Consider the following 17,220-nt stretch of genomic DNA (forward strand, 5'->3'; position numbering starts at 1 on the left):
GCCACCTTATTAACCATTGTTTCTCGTTAGCTCTGCCGCCAAATCGCGGTAGGCTTGGGCCCCTTTCGAAGTAGGATCGTAACTCAAAACGGGCATCGCAAAACTTGGCGCTTCGCTTACCCGAACATTCCGCGGGATGACGGTCTGGAACACGAGATCTCCAAGGTTTGAACGCGCATCACTTTCAACCTGCTGCGACAGGTTATTCCGCCTATCATACATCGTAAGAAGCACGCCCTCGATCCTCAGATCTTTATTCCCGCTCTGCCGCACTTCGCGGATCGTAAGCATAAGCTGGGAAAGACCCTCCAGCGCAAAAAACTCGCTCTGAAGCGGCACGAGAACAGAATGCGCCGCGATCATTGCGTTTACTGTCAGTAGGTTGAGAGATGGCGGGCAGTCGATCAGAATATAGTCGAACTCAAACTGATCCATTGCCGGTTGCCGCAGCGCATCGTGAAGTAGGAAGCTCCTTTTCTCATTCGAGAAAAGCTCAATATCCGCAGAACTGAGGTCCACCGTCGCGGGAACGATAAGTAATCCGTCCGTTTCAGTGCGCTGGATGACATCCTGCGGCAAGCTGTCGTCAAGCAAAAGATCATAGGTCGTGAACTCTCGATCCTCTACTTCGATCCCAAGCCCGGTAGAGGCGTTCCCCTGCGGGTCAAGATCGACAACGAGGATTCGCTTGCCCGCCTCTGCAAGCGCTGCCGCGAGGTTGATCGTGGTTGTGGTCTTGCCAACGCCGCCCTTTTGGTTCGCAATAGCAACAATTTTCGGTCCAGCCGGACGAGATAGGTCAGACACGAGTGATATCCTTAATCTTCAAAATAGCGGCAGTCGGATTGGTTTTGCTCTCTACGGCTTCGAGCGCGTAGGCCCAGACTTGCTTAGCATCACTGTCTTCACTTCGCCAATTCTGTCCCTTGGGAAAGAGCGCGGTACCGTCAGAATTCAGATGAAGTTCAGTGAAGTCCAGAAGCTGCGTCAAATCAGCAAGAGCCCGTGCCGACAATATATCGGCTCCAAGGCCATCCAACTGTTCGATTCTCTCGGTTTTGACTAAAGCGGTCAGGCCAAGTTCCCGTATTGCGGTACGGAGAAACGCGCATTTTCGTTGATCACTCTCGACCATGGTCACTTGAAAATTCTGCGCTTCTTGATTGAGAATCGCAACCACGATTCCCGGAAACCCTCCGCCGCTGCCAAGATCAACCCAATGGCCCTCGCCCTCAGCAAGTTCGAAAACCTGTACGGAATCGAGGATATGACGTTGCCAGAGATCATCCAAGCTGTTTTTGGAAACCAAATTGATCTTCGGATTCCATTTTCGCACTAGCTCAGCGAAAGCTGCCAGCTTGTCAAATGTTTCACGTGAAACATTCAGGGCGTTCTCTATCGTCATGCAGACCTCTTACCCGTTCCTCTTTTCACCCGCGCGAGTATTAAGGTTAGGGCAGCTGGCGTCATCCCGTCGATACGGGCCGCCTGTGCCATCGTCTCCGGCCGGGCCGCCGCGATCTTCGACTTCAATTCATTGGAGAGCCCAGCAAGCTCGTCGAACATGAAATCAGGCGGGATCCGAAGGCCCTCGTCCTTTTTGAGAAGATCGATCTCTTTCTGCTGACGGGAAATATAAGTCGCGTAAAGCGCATCGCGCTCGATCTGGCGTCGTACCTCTTTTGGGGCTATCTCTAAGCTACTATCGAGCGACAGAAGATCCTCGAACTTAACGTCAGGAAACGCGAGGACCTGAAAACCATTCCGTTTAGTACCGTCTTGATTGACGGCAATACCACCTGCCAGGAGTTCCTTCGGGGTCCAATCTTTTGCCTGCAATTGCTCCTTAAAGGCCTCCAAAGAAGCCAGCTTACGCTGAAAGAGCTTACCGCGAGCTTCCGATACGCAGCCGAGCTCGATTGCCAGGGGCGTCAGGCGCTGGTCAGCGTTGTCTGCGCGTAGGGACAGCCGGAACTCCGCCCGGGACGTAAACATGCGATATGGCTCACTCACACCTCGGGTCGTCAGGTCATCAATCATGACGCCGATATAGCTCTCAGCACGTCCAAATGCCACAGCGTCCCTACCCTGCGACATCAAAGCAGCATTTAGTCCTGCGACGAGACCCTGAGCAGCGGCTTCCTCATAACCCGTGGTGCCATTGATTTGACCCGCCAAATAGAGGCCCGGCACGGTACGCACGTCGAGGGTCGAAGACAGAGCACGGGGGTCTATGTAATCATACTCAATGGCATAGCCGGGCTGGAGGATTATTGCATTTTCGAGCCCGACCATACTCCGTACGTAGGCCTCTTGCACGTCTTCCGGCAGGGACGTTGAAATTCCGTTCGGGTATACAGTGTGGTCGTCTACGCCCTCAGGCTCCAAGAAAACCTGATGCGAGTCTTTATCCGCAAATCGAACCACCTTGTCTTCAATAGATGGGCAGTACCGCGGGCCCACACCATCGATATGCCCTCCGTACATGGCGGACCTATCTAGGTTCTCGCGAATGATCTGATGAGTTTTCCGGTTGGTGTGCGTTATCCCGCAGGCAACCTGCGGTGCAGATACTTCTCTGGAGAGGAATGAAAATACGACAGGCTCCTCGTCGCCTGGCTGTTTTTCTAAAATATCCCAGTTAATGGTCCGGCCATCCAAGCGCGGCGGCGTCCCTGTCTTCAACCGTCCCATAGGAAGGCCAAAGGAACCGATCCGTTCAGCGAGCCGAACGGAGGCTTTGTCGCCCATTCGTCCACCCTGGTGCGATACGTCGCCGATGTGAATGACGCCCCGCAAAAAGGTTCCAGTGGTCAGCACCACAGAGGTCGCTCGGATAGTAGCGCCGTCGGCCAGTACCACCCCGGCCACCGTGTCGCCATCCATCGCGAAATCCACGACTTCGCCTTCGACAATATCGAGGTTTTCTTGGCCTTCAATCTCTTTGAGCATCTCGGTACGGTAGATTTTGCGGTCTGCCTGGGCTCGCGGGCCTTGCACCGCGGGGCCTTTGCGACGGTTCAGCAGACGGAACTGAATGCCAGCTTTATCTGCCACCCGACCCATAACGCCGTCCATCGCATCAATCTCGCGGACGAGGTGACCTTTACCCAATCCACCAATCGCAGGATTGCACGACATCACACCGATGCCGCTCCGGTCCATCGTCACAAGAGCGGTATGAGCTCCGAGGCGCGCCGAAGCGTGAGCCGCTTCCGCGCCCGCATGGCCGCCGCCGATCACGATCACATCAAAATGTTTCACGTGAAACACTCCATCATTTACCTACGCAAAAGCTGGTGAAGATTTCATCCAGCAGGTTTTCGACATCTATCCGGCCTACTAAAGCTTCGAGCGCGCGTATAGCGAATCGCAATTCCGCCGCGGCTAAATCATAAAAGTCGGGTCCTCGCTGGAGGATAACATCTACCTCAGCCAAACACGAGACGGCTTGCTCCAGAGCGACACGATGTCGCTCATGCGTCGCTAGTCCGATGCGGGCGCTCTTCGTCGAAAGGGTCGTTTGGACCCGGGCAATAAGCTCAGAGATGCCCTGCCCGGTTTTTCCAGATATCCCGCTTTCCCCGATACCTGTGAGATCCGCCTTTGGTCGGACCACAATATCATCAGGCTCCGGAGCGATCATCAAAGTCTCATCCGGGGCGGCAAGGAAGACCCGCAAGTCGGCGGCTTTCGCGCGTTCGATAGCCCGCTCGATTCCGATGGCCTCAATCTTATCATCGCTATCGCGCAGACCCGCCGTATCCAACAGCGTCACTGGCAGACCGCCGAGGTCCATCCTTACCTCGATAACGTCGCGAGTCGTGCCAGCGATTTCGGATGTAATCGCTGCGTCACGGCCTGCGAGAGCATTTAGCAGGGTCGATTTACCGGCGTTCGGTGCGCCGATGATGGCAACTTCAAAGCCATTGCGGACGCGCTCTGCAACATAGGTGCCCCGCGCTTCGGCCTGCAACTCTTTCCCGACTTTGGTTAGCAGCGCGTCGACCTCTGGGGTGACATCAACGGGCACCTCTTCGTCTGCGAAGTCGATCGTCGCTTCAAGCAAGGCCGCAGCCCGGATCAGGTCTTTCCGCCAGTCTTCGACCCGCGCGCCAAGGTGCCCGGAGAGAACGCGGAGAGCTTGCTTTCTTTGTGCCTCGGTTTCGGCTTCGATGAGATCTGCCAGACCTTCGACCTGTGCGAGGTCCAGCTTTTCATTTTCTAGGGCGCGACGGGTGAATTCACCTGCCTCAGCCATTCGTGTTTCCGGGAATGTCGAGAGCAGTGAGAGCATAGCGCGCACGACAGCGATCGAACCGTGAACTTGCAGCTCGACAACATCTTCGCCGGTGAAGGAATTCGGCCCGGGAAAGCTGAGGAGCAAGGCTTGGTCGATGACCTCCCCCTCGGCGCCCCGAAGATTGCGCAGCACGCTTTCGCGCCCCTCAGGGCGTTGGCCGGTGATCTTCTCTGCGATCGCAAAGGCCTGCGGGCCGGAAATGCGGATCACCGCAACTCCGGCACGGCCCGGCGCTGACGCTTGGGCGAATATCGTGTCCATATTTCACTAACCTATTGTTATTAATCAATAACTCAGGTGTTCATGGAGTCGAAGAAGTCAGAATTCGACTTGGTCTGCTTGAGCTTGCCGAGCAGGAACTCGATGGCGTCAGTGGTGCCCATCGGGTTGAGAATGCGGCGCAGGACAAAGGTCTTTTGCAGGTCCACTTTATCGACCAGCAGATCCTCTTTCCGGGTGCCGGACTTGAGGATGTCGATCGCCGGGAAGACGCGCTTGTCGGCGATCTTGCGGTCCAGCACGATTTCAGAGTTGCCGGTGCCTTTGAACTCTTCAAAGATCACCTCATCCATGCGGCTGCCGGTGTCGATCAGCGCTGTGGCGATGATGGTGAGCGATCCGCCCTCTTCGATGTTCCGCGCAGCGCCGAAGAAACGTTTGGGGCGTTGCAGGGCGTTTGCGTCGACACCACCGGTCAGAACCTTACCCGAAGATGGCACCACGGTGTTGAACGCGCGGCCCAGACGGGTGATCGAATCGAGCAAGATCACAACGTCGCGCTTGTGTTCAACAAGACGCTTGGCTTTCTCGATCACCATCTCGGACACGGCCACGTGGCGCGTTGCAGGTTCATCGAAAGTGGAGGATACGACCTCCCCCTTCACCGAACGCTGCATGTCGGTGACTTCCTCGGGCCGTTCGTCGATCAGCAAGACGATCAGATAGCACTCTGGGTGGTTTTTTTCGATGCTATTGGCGATGTTCTGCAGCAGCACGGTCTTACCGGTGCGCGGCGGGGCGACGATCAGCGAACGCTGGCCCTTGCCGATGGGCGAAACCAGATCGATGATCCGTGCGGAGCGGTCCTTGATGGTGGGGTCATCGACCTCCATCGTCAGACGCTCGTCAGGGTAGAGCGGCGTCAGGTTCTCAAAAGCAACCTTGTGGCGGGCCTTCTCGGGCGCCTCGAAGTTGATCTTGGTCACTTCGGTCAGCGCGAAATAGCGTTCGGTGTCGTCAGGCGCTTTGATCAGCCCTTCAATGGTGTCCCCGGTGCGCAGCGACCATTTGCGGATCATGTCGGGCGAGACATAGATGTCATCGGGGCCCGGCAGGTAGTTCGCTTCGGGCGAGCGCAGGAAACCGAATCCGTCTTGCAACACTTCCAGCACGCCGTCGCCTGAGATCTCCCAGCCCTCATCCGCGCGTTCGCGGAGAATTTGGAACATCATCTCGCCTTTACGCATGGTCGAGGCGTTTTCGATCTCCAGCTCTTCGGCCATGGCGAGCAGGTTTTTCGGCGTCTGCGCCTTGAGATCAGCGAGGTTCAGCGTTTCGGTTGTCATGGAGCATCCTGTTCAGCCGCAGCAGAATGCGGGCTGGTCGATCATTTGAATGTGGCAAGCAGAAACCGCCCCGGACGGGACAGTGGCGCAGATATAGGCAACGGGGCTGCTTGAGTCAATTGCTTCAGAATTTCACAACGACCGAGAAGACGATCACGATCATCAAAAGCGTCGGCACCTCGTTCAAAAGGCGGAACTGACGGCCTGTCACTGTGCTGTCGCCGCTTTCGACGGATTTGACCTGTTTTTTTAGCCAAACGTGGAAAATCGTCATGGCGACGACGCTAGCACCCTTGGTCCAAGGCCAGATCATCGTCCAATCCACGATTCCGGGCGTCAGAACGAGGGCGAGGCCGAAACCCCATGTCGCCATCATCGCGGGGCGCATGATGAACTGAGCGAGCTTAAATTCCATCATCGAGAAGGTCTCATGCATCCGACCTGCCGAGCCTGCCTGTTCGACATGATGCACGAAGAGCCGCGGCAGATAGAACAGCGCGGCCATCCAACTGATGACGGACACGATATGGAGCGCTTTGATCCACGGATAAGCGAGGCTGAGAAGATCGAACATGGGGACGGCTCCGGTGTGCGTGCTTCTTTCTTAATAAATAAGAAAAGAGAAAAGATGTAGTTGATTGTAGGGAACCGGATTCCTGTGGATTAATGATTTATACCGCCGCTTATCAACAGGTGAATAAACTTCACGGCCACCTGTGGATAAACCCGCCCCGATTCGCGAATGTTGAACTTTCTCAGGATCTTGCCAGCGTATTTTCCGGGGGACAAAATGTATCAAAGCGGGGATAACCGGTGAAGTGCCGTGGTTATACGCACAAGCGGCTTATCCCTATCCATCGGGGTGGGAATCGGCGACAAAAACCGCGACTCGGGGCGAGATCTGCGGGCTTGTGCTGTCAACTTTTATCTCGCAGAACAAATCCTCAAGATTTGCGCCAGATCATCACAGGGTTATCCACATGCCGCAGAAAATCGTCCTCGCCTCCGGCTCGGAGATCCGCGCGAAACTCTTGGCGCAGGCTGCGATCCCGCATGAGGTGATCCCGGCGCGGGTCGACGAAGAGATGATCACCGCTGCCCTGTGTGCAGAGGCGGCGAAACCGCGCGACATTGCCGATACATTGGCCGAGATGAAGGCCCGCAAGGTGAGCGAAAAACACCCCGGCGCGCTGGTATTGGGCTGCGATCAGGTCTTGGAGCATCGCGGAGAGATGTTGCACAAGCCGCGTAATCGGGATGAGGCCATCGCGCAGCTTCACCAATTGCGCGGGGATCGGCATTCGCTGCTCTCTGCCGCCGTGCTCTACGAAGATGGTGAACCGCTGTGGCGGCATGTCGGCCAAGTGCGGCTGCGGATGCGTGACGCCAGTGACACCTATATTAAGGACTACGTCGAACGGAACTGGGACAGCATCCGCCACGCGGTGGGCTGCTATAAGCTGGAAGAAGAAGGTGTGCGGCTATTCAGCCAGATTGAGGGGGATTACTTTCACGTCCTCGGTATGCCATTTCTTGAACTGCTGAATTACCTGACGCTGCGCGGAGACCTCACGACATGAGCCTGTCCAAAATCCCCCTTGCCGGTGTGATCGGATCGCCCATCGCGCATTCCAAATCCCCGCAACTGCACCGCCATTGGCTAGAGACCTACGGCATCGCGGGTCATTATGTACCGCTTGATGTGGCGCCCGATGATCTGGAGCAGGTTTTGCGGACACTGCCCAAGATGGGTTTCGTCGGGGTAAACCTGACGATCCCCCATAAGGAGGCGGTGATGAAGATCGCGGATCTCATCACCGACCGCGCCACATTGATTGGTGCTGCCAATACGCTGATTTTTCGTCCCGATGGCAAAATTCATGCGGATAATACGGATGGCTATGGGTTCATCGAAAACCTCAAAGCCGGTGCGCCCGATTGGGATCCAAAATCCGGACCAGCGGCGATCTTGGGTGCAGGCGGCGCGGCGCGCGCTGTGGTCTCGTCGCTTTTGGACGCTGGGGTGCCTGAGATCTGCCTGTCGAACCGCACCAGCGTGCGGGCAGAGCAGTTGCAGCGCGATTTTGGCAGCAGGGTCAAAGTCGTCGATTGGATGCAGGCAGGCAATATGATTGATCATGCCGCCTTGGTGGTGAACACCACATCGCTTGGTATGATTGGCAAGGGTGCTTTGCGTGTGCCGCTTGATGGGCTGCGCCCCGGCACCGTGGTGACGGACCTCGTTTATGCGCCGCTGCGGACACATCTGCTGGAAACGGCCGAGGAAATGGGCTGTGTCACGGTCGACGGCCTTGGCATGTTATTGCATCAGGCGGTGCCCGCGTTTGAGCGTTGGTTCGGCCAGCGGCCAGAGGTTGACCGCGCCACGCGCACGGCGGTGCTGCGCTGATGTTTCACCTCGGGCTGACCGGGTCGATCGGCATGGGCAAATCGACTACGGCAAAGATGTTTGCCGAGGAAGGCTGCGCCGTGTGGGATGCCGATGCAGCGGTGCACCGGCTTTATGCAAAGGGGGGCGCGGCGGTCGCGCCCATGCAGGCGGCGTTTCCGACGGCGATAGAGGCTGGCGCGGTTTCTCGCGCCGCATTGAAAGAGATCATCGCCGCTGATCCCACCGCCCTGCCCCGGATCGAGTCCATCGTACATCCGCTGGTGGCCCAAGACCGGGCGACATTTCTGGCCGAAGCTCATAGCGACATTGCCGTGCTCGACATTCCGTTGCTGTTTGAAACCGGCGGCGACGCTGCGATGGACGCGGTGGTCTGCGTCACTATCCCCGACGCCGTCCAACGCGACCGCGTGCTTGCCCGTGGCACCATGACCGAAGCGCAATTCGATGCCATCCGCGCCAAGCAGATGCCCGCCAAAGAGAAGTGCGCCCGTTCAGACTATGTGATAGTGACCGACACGCCCGACCATGCCCGCGCGCAGGTGCGGGATGTGATCCGAGACATTAGGGAAAAGCTGCGTCATGCGTGAAATCGTGCTCGATACCGAAACCACCGGCTTTGACCCCGAAAGCGGCGACCGTATCGTCGAAATCGGTGCGGTCGAGCTGATGAACCATATGGCCACGGGCGAGACCTACCACCAATATATCAATCCTGAACGCGGAATGCCGGAAGAAGCCTTTCAGGTGCACGGGCTGGGAGATGATTTCCTGCGCGACAAACCTAAGTTTGCCCAGATCGGCAGTAAGCATCAAGGGAACCCCCTCTATTTTGGGCTGATTTGAGGTGCGATTATTGCGCGAGGCTGGCGATTTGACTGGCGCAATATGAGGGTTTTGAGATGAGTAAACGGCGGGTTGGGCGGGGTTCCAAATACTCGGATGAGTTCAAGCGGCGGTTGGTGGCAGAGAGCCAAGCCGATGGTGTCAGTGTGCCGATGGTTTCTCGCCGTCATGGCGTGCCGACAAGCCGGATTTATTCGTGGCGCAGCGATGACAGGTTTCAACCCGATGGGTCTGATGATGCCGGGTTCATGCCTGTTGAGATTTCAGGCGGCGATCACGATGCAGTACCGATGCTGCCGGAAGCGCGGCCTACAGCCAGCTCCCGGATAGAGATCACGCTGGAGAATGGGCGCAAGCTGAGCGTTAGCGACGGGGTTGATGCTGGCTTTGTGCTGGAACTGGCGCGGGGGCTGGCGGCATGATCCCTGTTCTGGCGGATGCGAAGATCTGGCTGGCGGCGGGTGTGACGGACATGCGGCGTGGGTTCAACGGTCTGGCGGCACAGACCGCGCAGGTTCTGGCGGGCGATCCCTATTCCGGCCATCTGTTTTTGTTCCGGGGACGGCGAGGTGATCAGATCAAGATGATCTGGTGGGACGGTCAGGGTGCATGCTTGTTCACCAAGCGCTTGGAGCGGGGTCGGTTTGTCTGGCCCACGGCCAGCGAGGGTAAAATCAACCTGAGCCGCGCGCAGTTGGCCATGCTGATGGAAGGCATAGACTGGCGCATGCCGCAGAAGACATGGCGGCCCGCGATGGTGGGCTGAGGCAATGTTTTATGGGCTTTCTTGCTGTTTTGGGATTCCCCCTGATGTCCGATTTTGCTATGGAATGGCATGCGTAAGACCCCTCCAAATCTGGCTGATCTGCCACCTGACGTGCAGGCCTTTGTAGCCGCACAAGCGGCGGAACTGGCCCGTAAGGATGCGGAGTTGTTGGGCCAATCGTTGAGCCATGCCTCCGCCCAAAAACGCCTCAAGGATGAGATGGAAGCCGCCCTTGCTGCCGAGCGCACCGCCCATGCGCGGGCCATCCAGAGCCGAGATACCCTCATTGCTGATCTGCGCTTGCAATTGCATGGTCACAAAAAGCACCGCTTTGGGTCAAAGTCGGAAAGCAGCGCGCAACTGGCGCTGGAACTGATCCTCGAAGAGTTGGAGATCGAGCAAGCCGCAGAGACTGAAGGTGATGGTGAGGGCCAGACGTCTTCCGAGGCAGACGTCCCAAAGCCGCCGCGCACCCCGCGCAAACGCAAGCCTTTCCCAAAGGGGCTTAAGCGGGTCAAGAAGACCATCACCCCCGGTGAGACCTGTGAAGACTGTGGTGGCCGCTTCAGGGAGCTGGGAACAGATGTTCTGGAAGAGTTGGAATATGTTCCAGGCCATTACATCGTCAATCAGATCAACCGCCCGCGTTTGGCCTGTAGCTGCTGTGACAAGGTGGTTCAGGCGGAGATGCCAAGCCGCCCCATCCCCAAGAGCTTTGTGGGTCCCGCGCTGATGGCGCATATCCTGTGCTGCAAATACGGCTATCACCTGCCGCTCTATCGCCAAAGCCAGATGTTTGAGAACGAAGGCATCGACCTGAGCGGATCGCTCATGGCCCTCTGGGTGGGCAAATGCACCAAGCTGCTTGAACGCGTGGCAGATGCCATCCGTGACCATGTGTTTGAGGCACAAGCCATCTTCATGGATGATACCACGGTCAAGCTGCTCCAGAAGGGCAAAGGGCGTGGCAAAAACAAGAGCAAAACCGCACGGCTATGGGTCTATGCCCGAGATGAGAGCGCCTGGTCCGGGGCCGCGCCACCCGCCGTGTGGTATCAGTTCTCCACCAACCGAGGTGCGGAACACCCGAGCGAACATCTCAAATCCTACACGGGCTACGCCCATGCGGACGCCTATGCAGGCTATAACGATGCCTACCGCACGGGGCGCATCAAGGAGATGGCCTGTATGGCCCATGTGCGACGGGAGTTTTATGCCCTGTATGAAAGCCTGAAGCTGCCTGTGGCGGGCGAAGCGGTCTTGCGCATTCGAAAGCTCTATGACGTTGAAACACAGGCACGGTTCCTACCACCCCATGAGCGCGTGGCCCTGCGTCAGGAACTCGCCAAGCCCATCTTTGATGATCTGGAGATCTGGCTCAAGGAGCAGTTGGGTAAAATCTCCGGCAAGACGCCACTGGCTAAGGCCATCCGATATGCCCTCGCGCGCCTGCCAAAGGCACGGCCTTATCTCGACAACGGCTTCTTGGAAATCGACAATAACACAGCCGAGCGGGCAGTGCGTCCTGTGGCCGTTGGAAGAAAGAACTACCTCTTCATGGGGTCAGAGGCAGGCGGCAAATCCGCAGCAATCGCCTATACTCTCATCGAGACCGCAAAGATGAACAACGTCAATCCCGAAGCCTGGCTCGCTTGGGTGCTCGAACGCATCCAGGATCATCCCGTCAATCGCATCCCCCTGTTGCTACCTTGGGCATCTCAGGGCATGATCAACGCGCAGAATGCTGAGGTCGGGGATCAACACGCCGCCTGATCAAACTTTTCATTGACGCCTATGGAGGTAAAATGGCTTGGGTTTACTTGTTCTTTGCGGGTCTTCTTGAATGTGGGTGGGTAATTGGTCTGAAATACACTCAAGGCTTCACGAAACTTCAGCCATCTGTCCTGACCGTGCTCGCAATGATCGCAAGCTTCTGGCTCTTGGCTGAAGCAATGAAAGACATTCCCGTAGGTACTGCATATGCCGTTTGGGCAGGTATTGGGGCTGTGGGCGTTGCTATTATTGGAATGACCATCTTGGGAGAGCAAAAAGACTTGGCTCGTGTCGCCTGTCTTCTCTTGATTGTTGCTGGGATTGTTGGGCTGAAACTGGTCGGAACCACGGCCAATCATTAGCGCCGAATGACAATCAACGAGCTGCTATGATCACAGTGCAGAGGGGCTTCCCTGGATGCTTACGATCGGCAAGTCATTCCTCGACTTTATTGGCACGTCCAAGCTGATCATTCACAACGCTGCCTTCGACATTAAATTCCTGAACGCCGAGCTGCGCTGGATGGGTCTGCCTCAAATCCCATGGGAGCAGGCGCTTGATACGTTGGAAATTGCGCGCAAACGCTTCCCCGGCTCGCCCGCGTCGCTTGATGCGCTCTGCCGTCGCTTCGGGATCGACAATACCTCGCGGACGCTGCACGGCGCCCTGCTCGACAGTGAGATTCTGGCCGAAGTCTATCTGGAATTGATCGGGGGGCGGCAGCCCGACTTTGCGCTGTCATCGGCGCCCGAACGGAAATCCGGTGAGCCTGACACGCGCTGGACCCCGAAACCGCGGCCCAATCCTCTGCCCTCGCGTCTGACAGAGGCCGAAGCCGCCGCCCATGCCGAATTTGTCGGCAAGCTGGGCGACGACGCGCTGTGGAAACAGCTTGGCTGACGCTTAGGCGTCGGCTTTTGGCGGGGTCTCGGCCTGACGGCGGGCAACTTCGTTGCGGTAGAGCGACAGGAAGTCGATGTTCTCAAGGTTCAGCGGCGGGAAGCCACCATCGCGGGTCACGTCGCTGACGATGCGGCGCAGGAAGGGGAAGATCATCCGCGGGCATTCGATCAGCAGATAGGGGTGCATCTGCTCTTCAGGCACGCTTTCGACTTGGAAAATGCCGACATAGTCGATTTCCAGCACGAAGAGCGTCGCGTCGCCGTTTTTCGCTTTCGAGGTGATGTTCAGCTTGATCGCGGTCTCATACTGGTTTTCCCCACCACGCTTTTTCGCGTCGAGGTTGACCTGAACCTGCACATCGGGCTGCACATCTGCAGGGGCGCCCTTTTGCGCCATGATGTTCTCAAACGACATGTCGCGGATGAACTGGCCCAGCACGCGCATCTGCGGCTGTTTCGGTTGCGCTGTTTCGTTTTCTGCCATTTTCTGTGTCCTGTTGTGGTGAATTTCTTAAATCTATCCGGACTTAGCAGGTCGGCACGGGCCGCTCAATCCTTAGTCCAGCCCGAGGGGCCCTTGGTCTGGCGCGGCTGTTCGGAGATCTCATGGAAATCGCCATCGATCACGTCACCGCGACCGCGCGGGTCGCGTCTGCCCTGCGGGCCGGGGCGCGGGCCCATGCCGCCCGGGGTGCCAAAGCTCTGGACCTTCACCCGGTCGCGGATCGCGCTGTAGGCCGCTTGCCGGAAGCGCGGGATCAGGAAAGCAAAGCCGACAGCATCGGTGAAAAAACCCGGCGTCAGCAGCAGCGCGCCGGAAAACAGGATCATCGCGCCATGCACCAAAGGCTCTGTCGGGTCGCGCAGGTCATTGAAGGAACTGCGCAATTGACCAAGCGCCAGCGCCCCTTGAGAGCGCACCAACCATGTGCCCAGAACGGCGGTCAGCACCACCACGGTCAGCGTCCAGCCAAGGCCGATGGCGCCACCGACTTGGATGAAAAGCGTGATCTCGATCAGAGGCACGGCGATAAATGCGATCAATAGCCACATGTGGCGGGGTCCTTTCGCTGGGGGCAGAGTGGACTTGCCCCGGTCGAACACCTACATAAGAGCTTAACTCGCATGTTTCCATGCCACCCCTGAATGAGGTTTCGATGAATTCTCCCCTGATACAGCTTCTGGTGCTTGCCGGTATCGCCGTATTCCTGATCCTGCGGCTGAAAAACGTGCTTGGCACCCGCGAGGGTTTTGAAAAGCCCCCGGTAACCGATCAAACGCCAAGCGCCCGCAGTGGCCCCGCGTTTGAGGTGATCGAAGGCGGCCCCGATCTCGATATCACCGACCACGTTCCCGAAGACAGCCCCTCGGGCAAGGCACTGGCCGAGATGAAACGGGTTGAGCCCTCGTTCGGCGTCAGCGATTTTCTGCAAGGCGCACGCGGTGCCTATGAGATGATCGTCATGGGCTACGAGCGTGGCGATCTGGCAGAAATTCAGCCGTTTCTGGCCGATGATGTCTATGAAAGCTTTGTTGACGGTGTCGCGGCGCGCGAGGATCAAGGTCTGACGATCGACGCCAACTTTATCGGCGTGCGTGAGATGGAATTGGTCGACGCCACGATGGACGAGACCACCAAAGAAGCCGAACTCACCATTCGCTTCGTGGGAGAGCTGACCTCTGAAGTACGCAACCGCGAAGGCGAGGTTGTCGAGGGCAGCAGCAACGAAATCAAACGCCAAAAAGATACATGGGTCTTCGCCCGTGTCATGGGCTCGGATGATCCGAATTGGCTGTTGGTTTCCACAGACGGGTAGTGCGTGCGCTTGGCGCACTTGCGCTGTTGGGCGGTGTGTCGATGAACACGCCGTCCGCAGCAGAGGTGCATTATACGGTGATGGATTTCGACCAGCTTGACGGCTGGGCCGAAGATGACCACGCCGCCGCCTTTGAGGTGTTCACTAGCACTTGCGGCGACATGAAAGATGTCGATTGGCGCGCGCTGTGCAAGCTGGCCAAAGATGGCCCCGACCCCCGGCAGTTTTTCGAATTGTTTTTCCGGCCCGTGTTGATGGAAGACGGAAAAGATGGGCTGTTCACAGGGTATTTCGAGCCTGAGTTGGACGGTGATCTCTACCCCTCTGCGCGGTTTCAGTACCCCATCTACGCCATGCCCCCCGAGGCCGAAGAGATCCGCCCCTGGCTTACCAGACGTGAGATCCTAGATGGCGACGTGATGCGGGACCGCGGATTGGAAATCGCTTGGGTCGATGACCCGGTTGAGCTTTTCTTTTTGCAAATTCAAGGCTCTGGACGTATCCGCCTGCCCGATGGCAGCTACCTGCGCGTGGGCTACCGCGGGGCGAATGGCCATGATTACCGCTCTGTCGGGGTCGAACTGGTGCGGCGCGGGGTCTATGAGGCGCATCAGGTCAGCGCCGATGTCATCAAGAATTGGGTACGCCGGAATCCCGAAGATGGCCGCGAATTGCTCTATCACAATCCATCCTATGTTTTCTTTCGAGAGGTCAGCCGGGTGCCTGCCGACAAGGGGCCGCTTGGGGCGATGAACCGTTCCATCACCACGCTGCGCAGCATCGCGGTGGACCCGTCGCATGTGCCGCTTGGCGCGCCGGTTTGGATCGAAAAAGACGGCAAGAAACCCATGCGGCGCTTGATGGTCGCGCAGGATACAGGCTCGGCCATCAAGGGCACGCAGCGTGCGGATGTGTTCTTTGGCACCGGCGACAAAGCAGGCCGCGAGGCAGGTCGCCTGCGCGACGCGGGGCGGATGATGGTCTTGATGCCGATCCAACGCGCCTATGCTTTCCTGCCGGAGAGCGCGATATGAAACGCCGCCGCCTGAACGAAGACGATCTTGCGCTTTGGCGCAGGGTCACGGAGCGGACAGAAAAGCTGGAGCTGAACAAGCTTTTCACGCAAGAGATCGACGCGCCCGCCCCTGCCCCGCCGCAGGTCCGTCGGGCCAAAATCGCGCTCCAAGGCAACAAGCCTCAGCCGACCATGAAGAAACGCAGCAATGACTTGCGCCCGACATTGTCAGAACAGATGAAAGCCGCCCCGGTTCAGATGGATCACAAAGCCTTCGGCAAGCTGAAGCGCGGCAAACTGCGCCCCGAAGGCCGGATTGATCTTCACGGCATGACGCTCGACCGCGCGCATCCGGCGCTGAATGGCTTCATCATGGACGCCCATGCCCGTGGCAAGCGGCTGGTCCTGGTCATCACCGGCAAGGGCAAGCGCCGTGACGAAGGCGGGCCGATCCCGGTGCGCGACGGCGTGCTGCGCCATCAGGTGCCGCAATGGCTGTCGATGCCACCGCTCAGCAGCCTTGTGCTTCAGATTGCGCAAGCTCATGTCAGCCACGGCGGCGGCGGTGCCTATTACGTCTATCTCCGGCGCAACCGTTAGGCGCGCAGCAGGGGTTTGTAGCGTCTGATCGCCCATGCGGCCAAACCAGCCGCCACCAGATAGTAAACCGCGATCGGCAACATCTGCTCCGGGAAATCGACGCCCAAGTCGATGAACAGACCCGTCACCCCCGGCCCGATGGCCGAGCCAAAGACCATCAGCGCCGCGGCGACTGCTTTAATCGACCCCACATGGCGGGTGCCGAAATACTCGGCCCAAAAGGCCGCCGGGGCGGTGGATTGCATGCCCTGCCCGAAGCCGAAAATCACCAAGCCGATCCCAGCCATCCACAGCGTATCGGCATAGGCCAGCACCGCGAATGACAGGGCAAAGGGCAGCATCATCACCGGCACCACGCGGCTGACGCCAAAGCGGTCAATCGCCCAACCCGAAAGGAAGGTCGAGGCTACCGCCGAGAGCGTGTAGACCGGCATGAGCGCCACGAATTCGACCAAGGCCCAGCCCTTCACTTGGGTCAGATGAACCTGCTGGAAAAACAGCGCGGTGCCCCATGCGGCGGGGCCGATGGCGAGGGGGATGATCATCCAGAACAGGCCCGAACGGAACATCTCTGCCCGCGTCCAATGCCGCCCCTCCATGCCCGCGCGCTGCGCCTGATCCGCCATGCTCTGCGGGGTGCGCTCTTGACGCAGCAGCATCAGGATCACCGGGATGGTCAGCAGCACCAGCCCGGCGGCCAGCACCCAAAGGCTGCGCCAATGAAAGCTGGCGAAAAGCGCCACAAAGATTACCGGAAGAAATGCCTGACCGGCCGCAAATCCCATAGAGGATAGCGAAAGCGCTTTGCCGCGCGATGCCTCAAACCAGCGGACCATGGCGACCTGCCCAAGCTGAGACATCATGCCCTGCCCGGTCAGCCGCAAGGCATAGATAACGAAGATCAGCGCGATCCAATTCGGCACCGCCGCCATCGCCAAACAGGCCCCAGCAAGCGCCACCATCACGCCAAAGGCCAGCGCCCGCACACGAAAACGATCCGTCAGCACCCCGGCCCAGACCATGGTGACTGCCGAAAGCGTCGTGCCGATGGTATAGATGCCGCCCCATTGCCCATCACTCAGGCCAAAGTCGCCCTTCACCGCCCCGGCAAAGAGCGAGATGAAATAGGTTTGCCCATAGGACGAGGTGAATGTCAGCAGGAAACCGGCCAGCAGAAACAACCAGTTGCGCCGCAAAAATGAGAGGTATTCCATGCCCCTTTC

General features: G+C 58.2%; 19 protein-coding genes and 2 pseudogenes. 12 read left to right on the forward strand and 9 right to left on the reverse strand.

Features of this window, described 5'->3' with window-relative positions:
* Window positions 1–9: 9 nt before the first annotated feature.
* From B5M07_RS00475 to B5M07_RS00500, 6 genes are all read right to left on the reverse strand, one after another.
* Window positions 10–807 carry a ParA family protein gene (locus B5M07_RS00475; protein ID WP_120349797.1) on the reverse strand — a complete coding sequence of 266 codons (798 nt, stop codon included), beginning with the start codon at window positions 805–807 and terminating at the stop codon, window positions 10–12.
* Entirely contained in the window at window positions 800–1,405 is a 606-nt protein-coding gene (gene rsmG / locus B5M07_RS00480; RefSeq protein WP_120349798.1) for a 16S rRNA (guanine(527)-N(7))-methyltransferase RsmG, read from the reverse strand. The genes B5M07_RS00475 and rsmG overlap by 8 nt, the downstream gene beginning before the upstream one ends.
* On the reverse strand, window positions 1,402–3,264 hold the full coding sequence (mnmG, locus tag B5M07_RS00485) for a tRNA uridine-5-carboxymethylaminomethyl(34) synthesis enzyme MnmG (protein ID WP_120352104.1): 1,863 nt from the start codon (window positions 3,262–3,264) through the stop codon (window positions 1,402–1,404). The genes rsmG and mnmG overlap by 4 nt, the downstream gene beginning before the upstream one ends.
* A 13-nt stretch (window positions 3,265–3,277) precedes the next feature.
* Window positions 3,278–4,564 (reverse strand): tRNA uridine-5-carboxymethylaminomethyl(34) synthesis GTPase MnmE, encoded by a 1,287-nt coding sequence (mnmE, locus tag B5M07_RS00490; RefSeq protein ID WP_120349799.1) that lies wholly within the window; start codon window positions 4,562–4,564, stop codon window positions 3,278–3,280.
* Between the two features lie 32 nt (window positions 4,565–4,596).
* Window positions 4,597–5,868 (reverse strand): transcription termination factor Rho, encoded by a 1,272-nt coding sequence (gene rho / locus B5M07_RS00495; RefSeq protein ID WP_093927598.1) that lies wholly within the window; start codon window positions 5,866–5,868, stop codon window positions 4,597–4,599.
* 124 nt (window positions 5,869–5,992) lie between these two features.
* A complete protein-coding gene (locus B5M07_RS00500; protein WP_120349800.1) occupies window positions 5,993–6,442 on the reverse strand; it encodes a CopD family protein in 450 nt (149 codons plus the stop codon).
* Window positions 6,443–6,848: 406 nt separating this feature from the next.
* Between B5M07_RS00500 and B5M07_RS00505 the strand changes: the two genes are divergently transcribed.
* The 9 genes and pseudogenes from B5M07_RS00505 to B5M07_RS00545 form a co-directional block, all read left to right on the forward strand.
* Complete coding sequence (locus tag B5M07_RS00505) at window positions 6,849–7,448, forward strand: Maf family protein (protein ID WP_120349801.1); 600 nt, start codon at window positions 6,849–6,851, stop codon at window positions 7,446–7,448.
* Window positions 7,445–8,278 (forward strand): shikimate dehydrogenase, encoded by an 834-nt coding sequence (locus tag B5M07_RS00510; RefSeq protein ID WP_120349802.1) that lies wholly within the window; start codon window positions 7,445–7,447, stop codon window positions 8,276–8,278. Before B5M07_RS00505 ends, B5M07_RS00510 begins: the two co-directional genes overlap by 4 nt.
* A complete protein-coding gene (gene coaE / locus B5M07_RS00515) occupies window positions 8,278–8,868 on the forward strand; it encodes a dephospho-CoA kinase (protein ID WP_120349803.1) in 591 nt (196 codons plus the stop codon). Before B5M07_RS00510 ends, coaE begins: the two co-directional genes overlap by 1 nt.
* Window positions 8,861–9,082 (forward strand): annotated as a pseudogene (locus B5M07_RS00520) (exonuclease domain-containing protein); the annotation flags it as partial. The gene coaE and the pseudogene B5M07_RS00520, both read left to right, overlap by 8 nt.
* 98 nt (window positions 9,083–9,180) lie before the next feature.
* Complete coding sequence (gene tnpA / locus B5M07_RS00525; protein WP_065331083.1) at window positions 9,181–9,546, forward strand: IS66-like element accessory protein TnpA; 366 nt, start codon at window positions 9,181–9,183, stop codon at window positions 9,544–9,546.
* Window positions 9,543–9,890, forward strand: coding sequence for an IS66 family insertion sequence element accessory protein TnpB (gene tnpB, locus B5M07_RS00530; RefSeq protein ID WP_017467473.1), 348 nt, complete (start codon window positions 9,543–9,545; stop codon window positions 9,888–9,890). Before tnpA ends, tnpB begins: the two co-directional genes overlap by 4 nt.
* Window positions 9,891–9,959: 69 nt before the next feature.
* The gene (gene tnpC, locus B5M07_RS00535) at window positions 9,960–11,663 is read left to right on the forward strand and encodes an IS66 family transposase (RefSeq protein ID WP_065331082.1); all 1,704 of its coding nucleotides are present in this window, start codon (window positions 9,960–9,962) and stop codon (window positions 11,661–11,663) included.
* 32 nt (window positions 11,664–11,695) lie between these two features.
* Window positions 11,696–12,025: a quaternary ammonium compound efflux SMR transporter SugE gene (gene sugE / locus B5M07_RS00540; RefSeq protein ID WP_017467358.1), complete on the forward strand. Its 330-nt coding sequence runs from the start codon at window positions 11,696–11,698 to the stop codon at window positions 12,023–12,025.
* A gap of 64 nt (window positions 12,026–12,089) precedes the next feature.
* A pseudogene (locus B5M07_RS00545) lies at window positions 12,090–12,563 on the forward strand (exonuclease domain-containing protein); the annotation flags it as partial.
* 3 nt (window positions 12,564–12,566) lie between these two features.
* Here B5M07_RS00545 and secB read toward each other — a convergent pair.
* Both secB and B5M07_RS00555 read right to left on the reverse strand, forming a co-directional pair.
* A complete protein-coding gene (gene secB / locus B5M07_RS00550; protein WP_120349804.1) occupies window positions 12,567–13,049 on the reverse strand; it encodes a protein-export chaperone SecB in 483 nt (160 codons plus the stop codon).
* A 65-nt stretch (window positions 13,050–13,114) separates the two neighbouring features.
* The gene (locus B5M07_RS00555) at window positions 13,115–13,618 is read right to left on the reverse strand and encodes an FxsA family protein (protein WP_120349805.1); all 504 of its coding nucleotides are present in this window, start codon (window positions 13,616–13,618) and stop codon (window positions 13,115–13,117) included.
* A gap of 104 nt (window positions 13,619–13,722) precedes the next feature.
* Between B5M07_RS00555 and B5M07_RS00560 the strand changes: the two genes are divergently transcribed.
* The 3 genes from B5M07_RS00560 to B5M07_RS00570 are packed head-to-tail and all read left to right on the forward strand — an operon-like array spanning window position 13,723 to window position 15,997.
* Window positions 13,723–14,382 (forward strand): Tim44/TimA family putative adaptor protein, encoded by a 660-nt coding sequence (locus tag B5M07_RS00560; RefSeq protein WP_120349806.1) that lies wholly within the window; start codon window positions 13,723–13,725, stop codon window positions 14,380–14,382.
* 41 nt (window positions 14,383–14,423) lie between these two features.
* A complete protein-coding gene (mltA, locus tag B5M07_RS00565; RefSeq protein ID WP_067937393.1) occupies window positions 14,424–15,416 on the forward strand; it encodes a murein transglycosylase A in 993 nt (330 codons plus the stop codon).
* On the forward strand, window positions 15,413–15,997 hold the full coding sequence (locus B5M07_RS00570) for a Smr/MutS family protein (RefSeq protein WP_120349807.1): 585 nt from the start codon (window positions 15,413–15,415) through the stop codon (window positions 15,995–15,997). The genes mltA and B5M07_RS00570 overlap by 4 nt, the downstream gene beginning before the upstream one ends.
* On the opposite strand, the gene B5M07_RS00575 is transcribed toward B5M07_RS00570, so the two are convergent.
* Window positions 15,994–17,211 carry an MFS transporter gene (locus B5M07_RS00575; protein WP_120349808.1) on the reverse strand — a complete coding sequence of 406 codons (1,218 nt, stop codon included), beginning with the start codon at window positions 17,209–17,211 and terminating at the stop codon, window positions 15,994–15,996. The two genes, B5M07_RS00570 and B5M07_RS00575, sit on opposite strands and share 4 nt — an antisense overlap.
* Window positions 17,212–17,220 lie beyond the last annotated feature (9 nt).

Origin of the sequence: Sulfitobacter sp. D7 (assembly GCF_003611275.1) — a bacterium.
Lineage (GTDB): Bacteria > Pseudomonadota > Alphaproteobacteria > Rhodobacterales > Rhodobacteraceae > Sulfitobacter > Sulfitobacter profundi.

Coding starts and splice junctions, on each gene's coding strand:
- rsmG (WP_120349798.1), bottom strand. CDS start 1,405: ATGACGATAGAGAACGCCCTGAATGTTTCACGTGAAACATTTGACAAG.
- mnmE (WP_120349799.1), bottom strand. CDS start 4,564: ATGGACACGATATTCGCCCAAGCGTCAGCGCCGGGCCGTGCCGGAGTT.
- rho (WP_093927598.1), bottom strand. CDS start 5,868: ATGACAACCGAAACGCTGAACCTCGCTGATCTCAAGGCGCAGACGCCG.
- B5M07_RS00500 (WP_120349800.1), bottom strand. CDS start 6,442: ATGTTCGATCTTCTCAGCCTCGCTTATCCGTGGATCAAAGCGCTCCAT.
- B5M07_RS00505 (WP_120349801.1), top strand. CDS start 6,849: ATGCCGCAGAAAATCGTCCTCGCCTCCGGCTCGGAGATCCGCGCGAAA.
- B5M07_RS00510 (WP_120349802.1), top strand. CDS start 7,445: ATGAGCCTGTCCAAAATCCCCCTTGCCGGTGTGATCGGATCGCCCATC.
- coaE (WP_120349803.1), top strand. CDS start 8,278: ATGTTTCACCTCGGGCTGACCGGGTCGATCGGCATGGGCAAATCGACT.
- tnpA (WP_065331083.1), top strand. CDS start 9,181: ATGAGTAAACGGCGGGTTGGGCGGGGTTCCAAATACTCGGATGAGTTC.
- tnpB (WP_017467473.1), top strand. CDS start 9,543: ATGATCCCTGTTCTGGCGGATGCGAAGATCTGGCTGGCGGCGGGTGTG.
- tnpC (WP_065331082.1), top strand. CDS start 9,960: ATGCGTAAGACCCCTCCAAATCTGGCTGATCTGCCACCTGACGTGCAG.
- sugE (WP_017467358.1), top strand. CDS start 11,696: ATGGCTTGGGTTTACTTGTTCTTTGCGGGTCTTCTTGAATGTGGGTGG.
- secB (WP_120349804.1), bottom strand. CDS start 13,049: ATGGCAGAAAACGAAACAGCGCAACCGAAACAGCCGCAGATGCGCGTG.
- B5M07_RS00555 (WP_120349805.1), bottom strand. CDS start 13,618: ATGTGGCTATTGATCGCATTTATCGCCGTGCCTCTGATCGAGATCACG.
- B5M07_RS00560 (WP_120349806.1), top strand. CDS start 13,723: ATGAATTCTCCCCTGATACAGCTTCTGGTGCTTGCCGGTATCGCCGTA.
- mltA (WP_067937393.1), top strand. CDS start 14,424: ATGAACACGCCGTCCGCAGCAGAGGTGCATTATACGGTGATGGATTTC.
- B5M07_RS00570 (WP_120349807.1), top strand. CDS start 15,413: ATGAAACGCCGCCGCCTGAACGAAGACGATCTTGCGCTTTGGCGCAGG.
- B5M07_RS00575 (WP_120349808.1), bottom strand. CDS start 17,211: ATGGAATACCTCTCATTTTTGCGGCGCAACTGGTTGTTTCTGCTGGCC.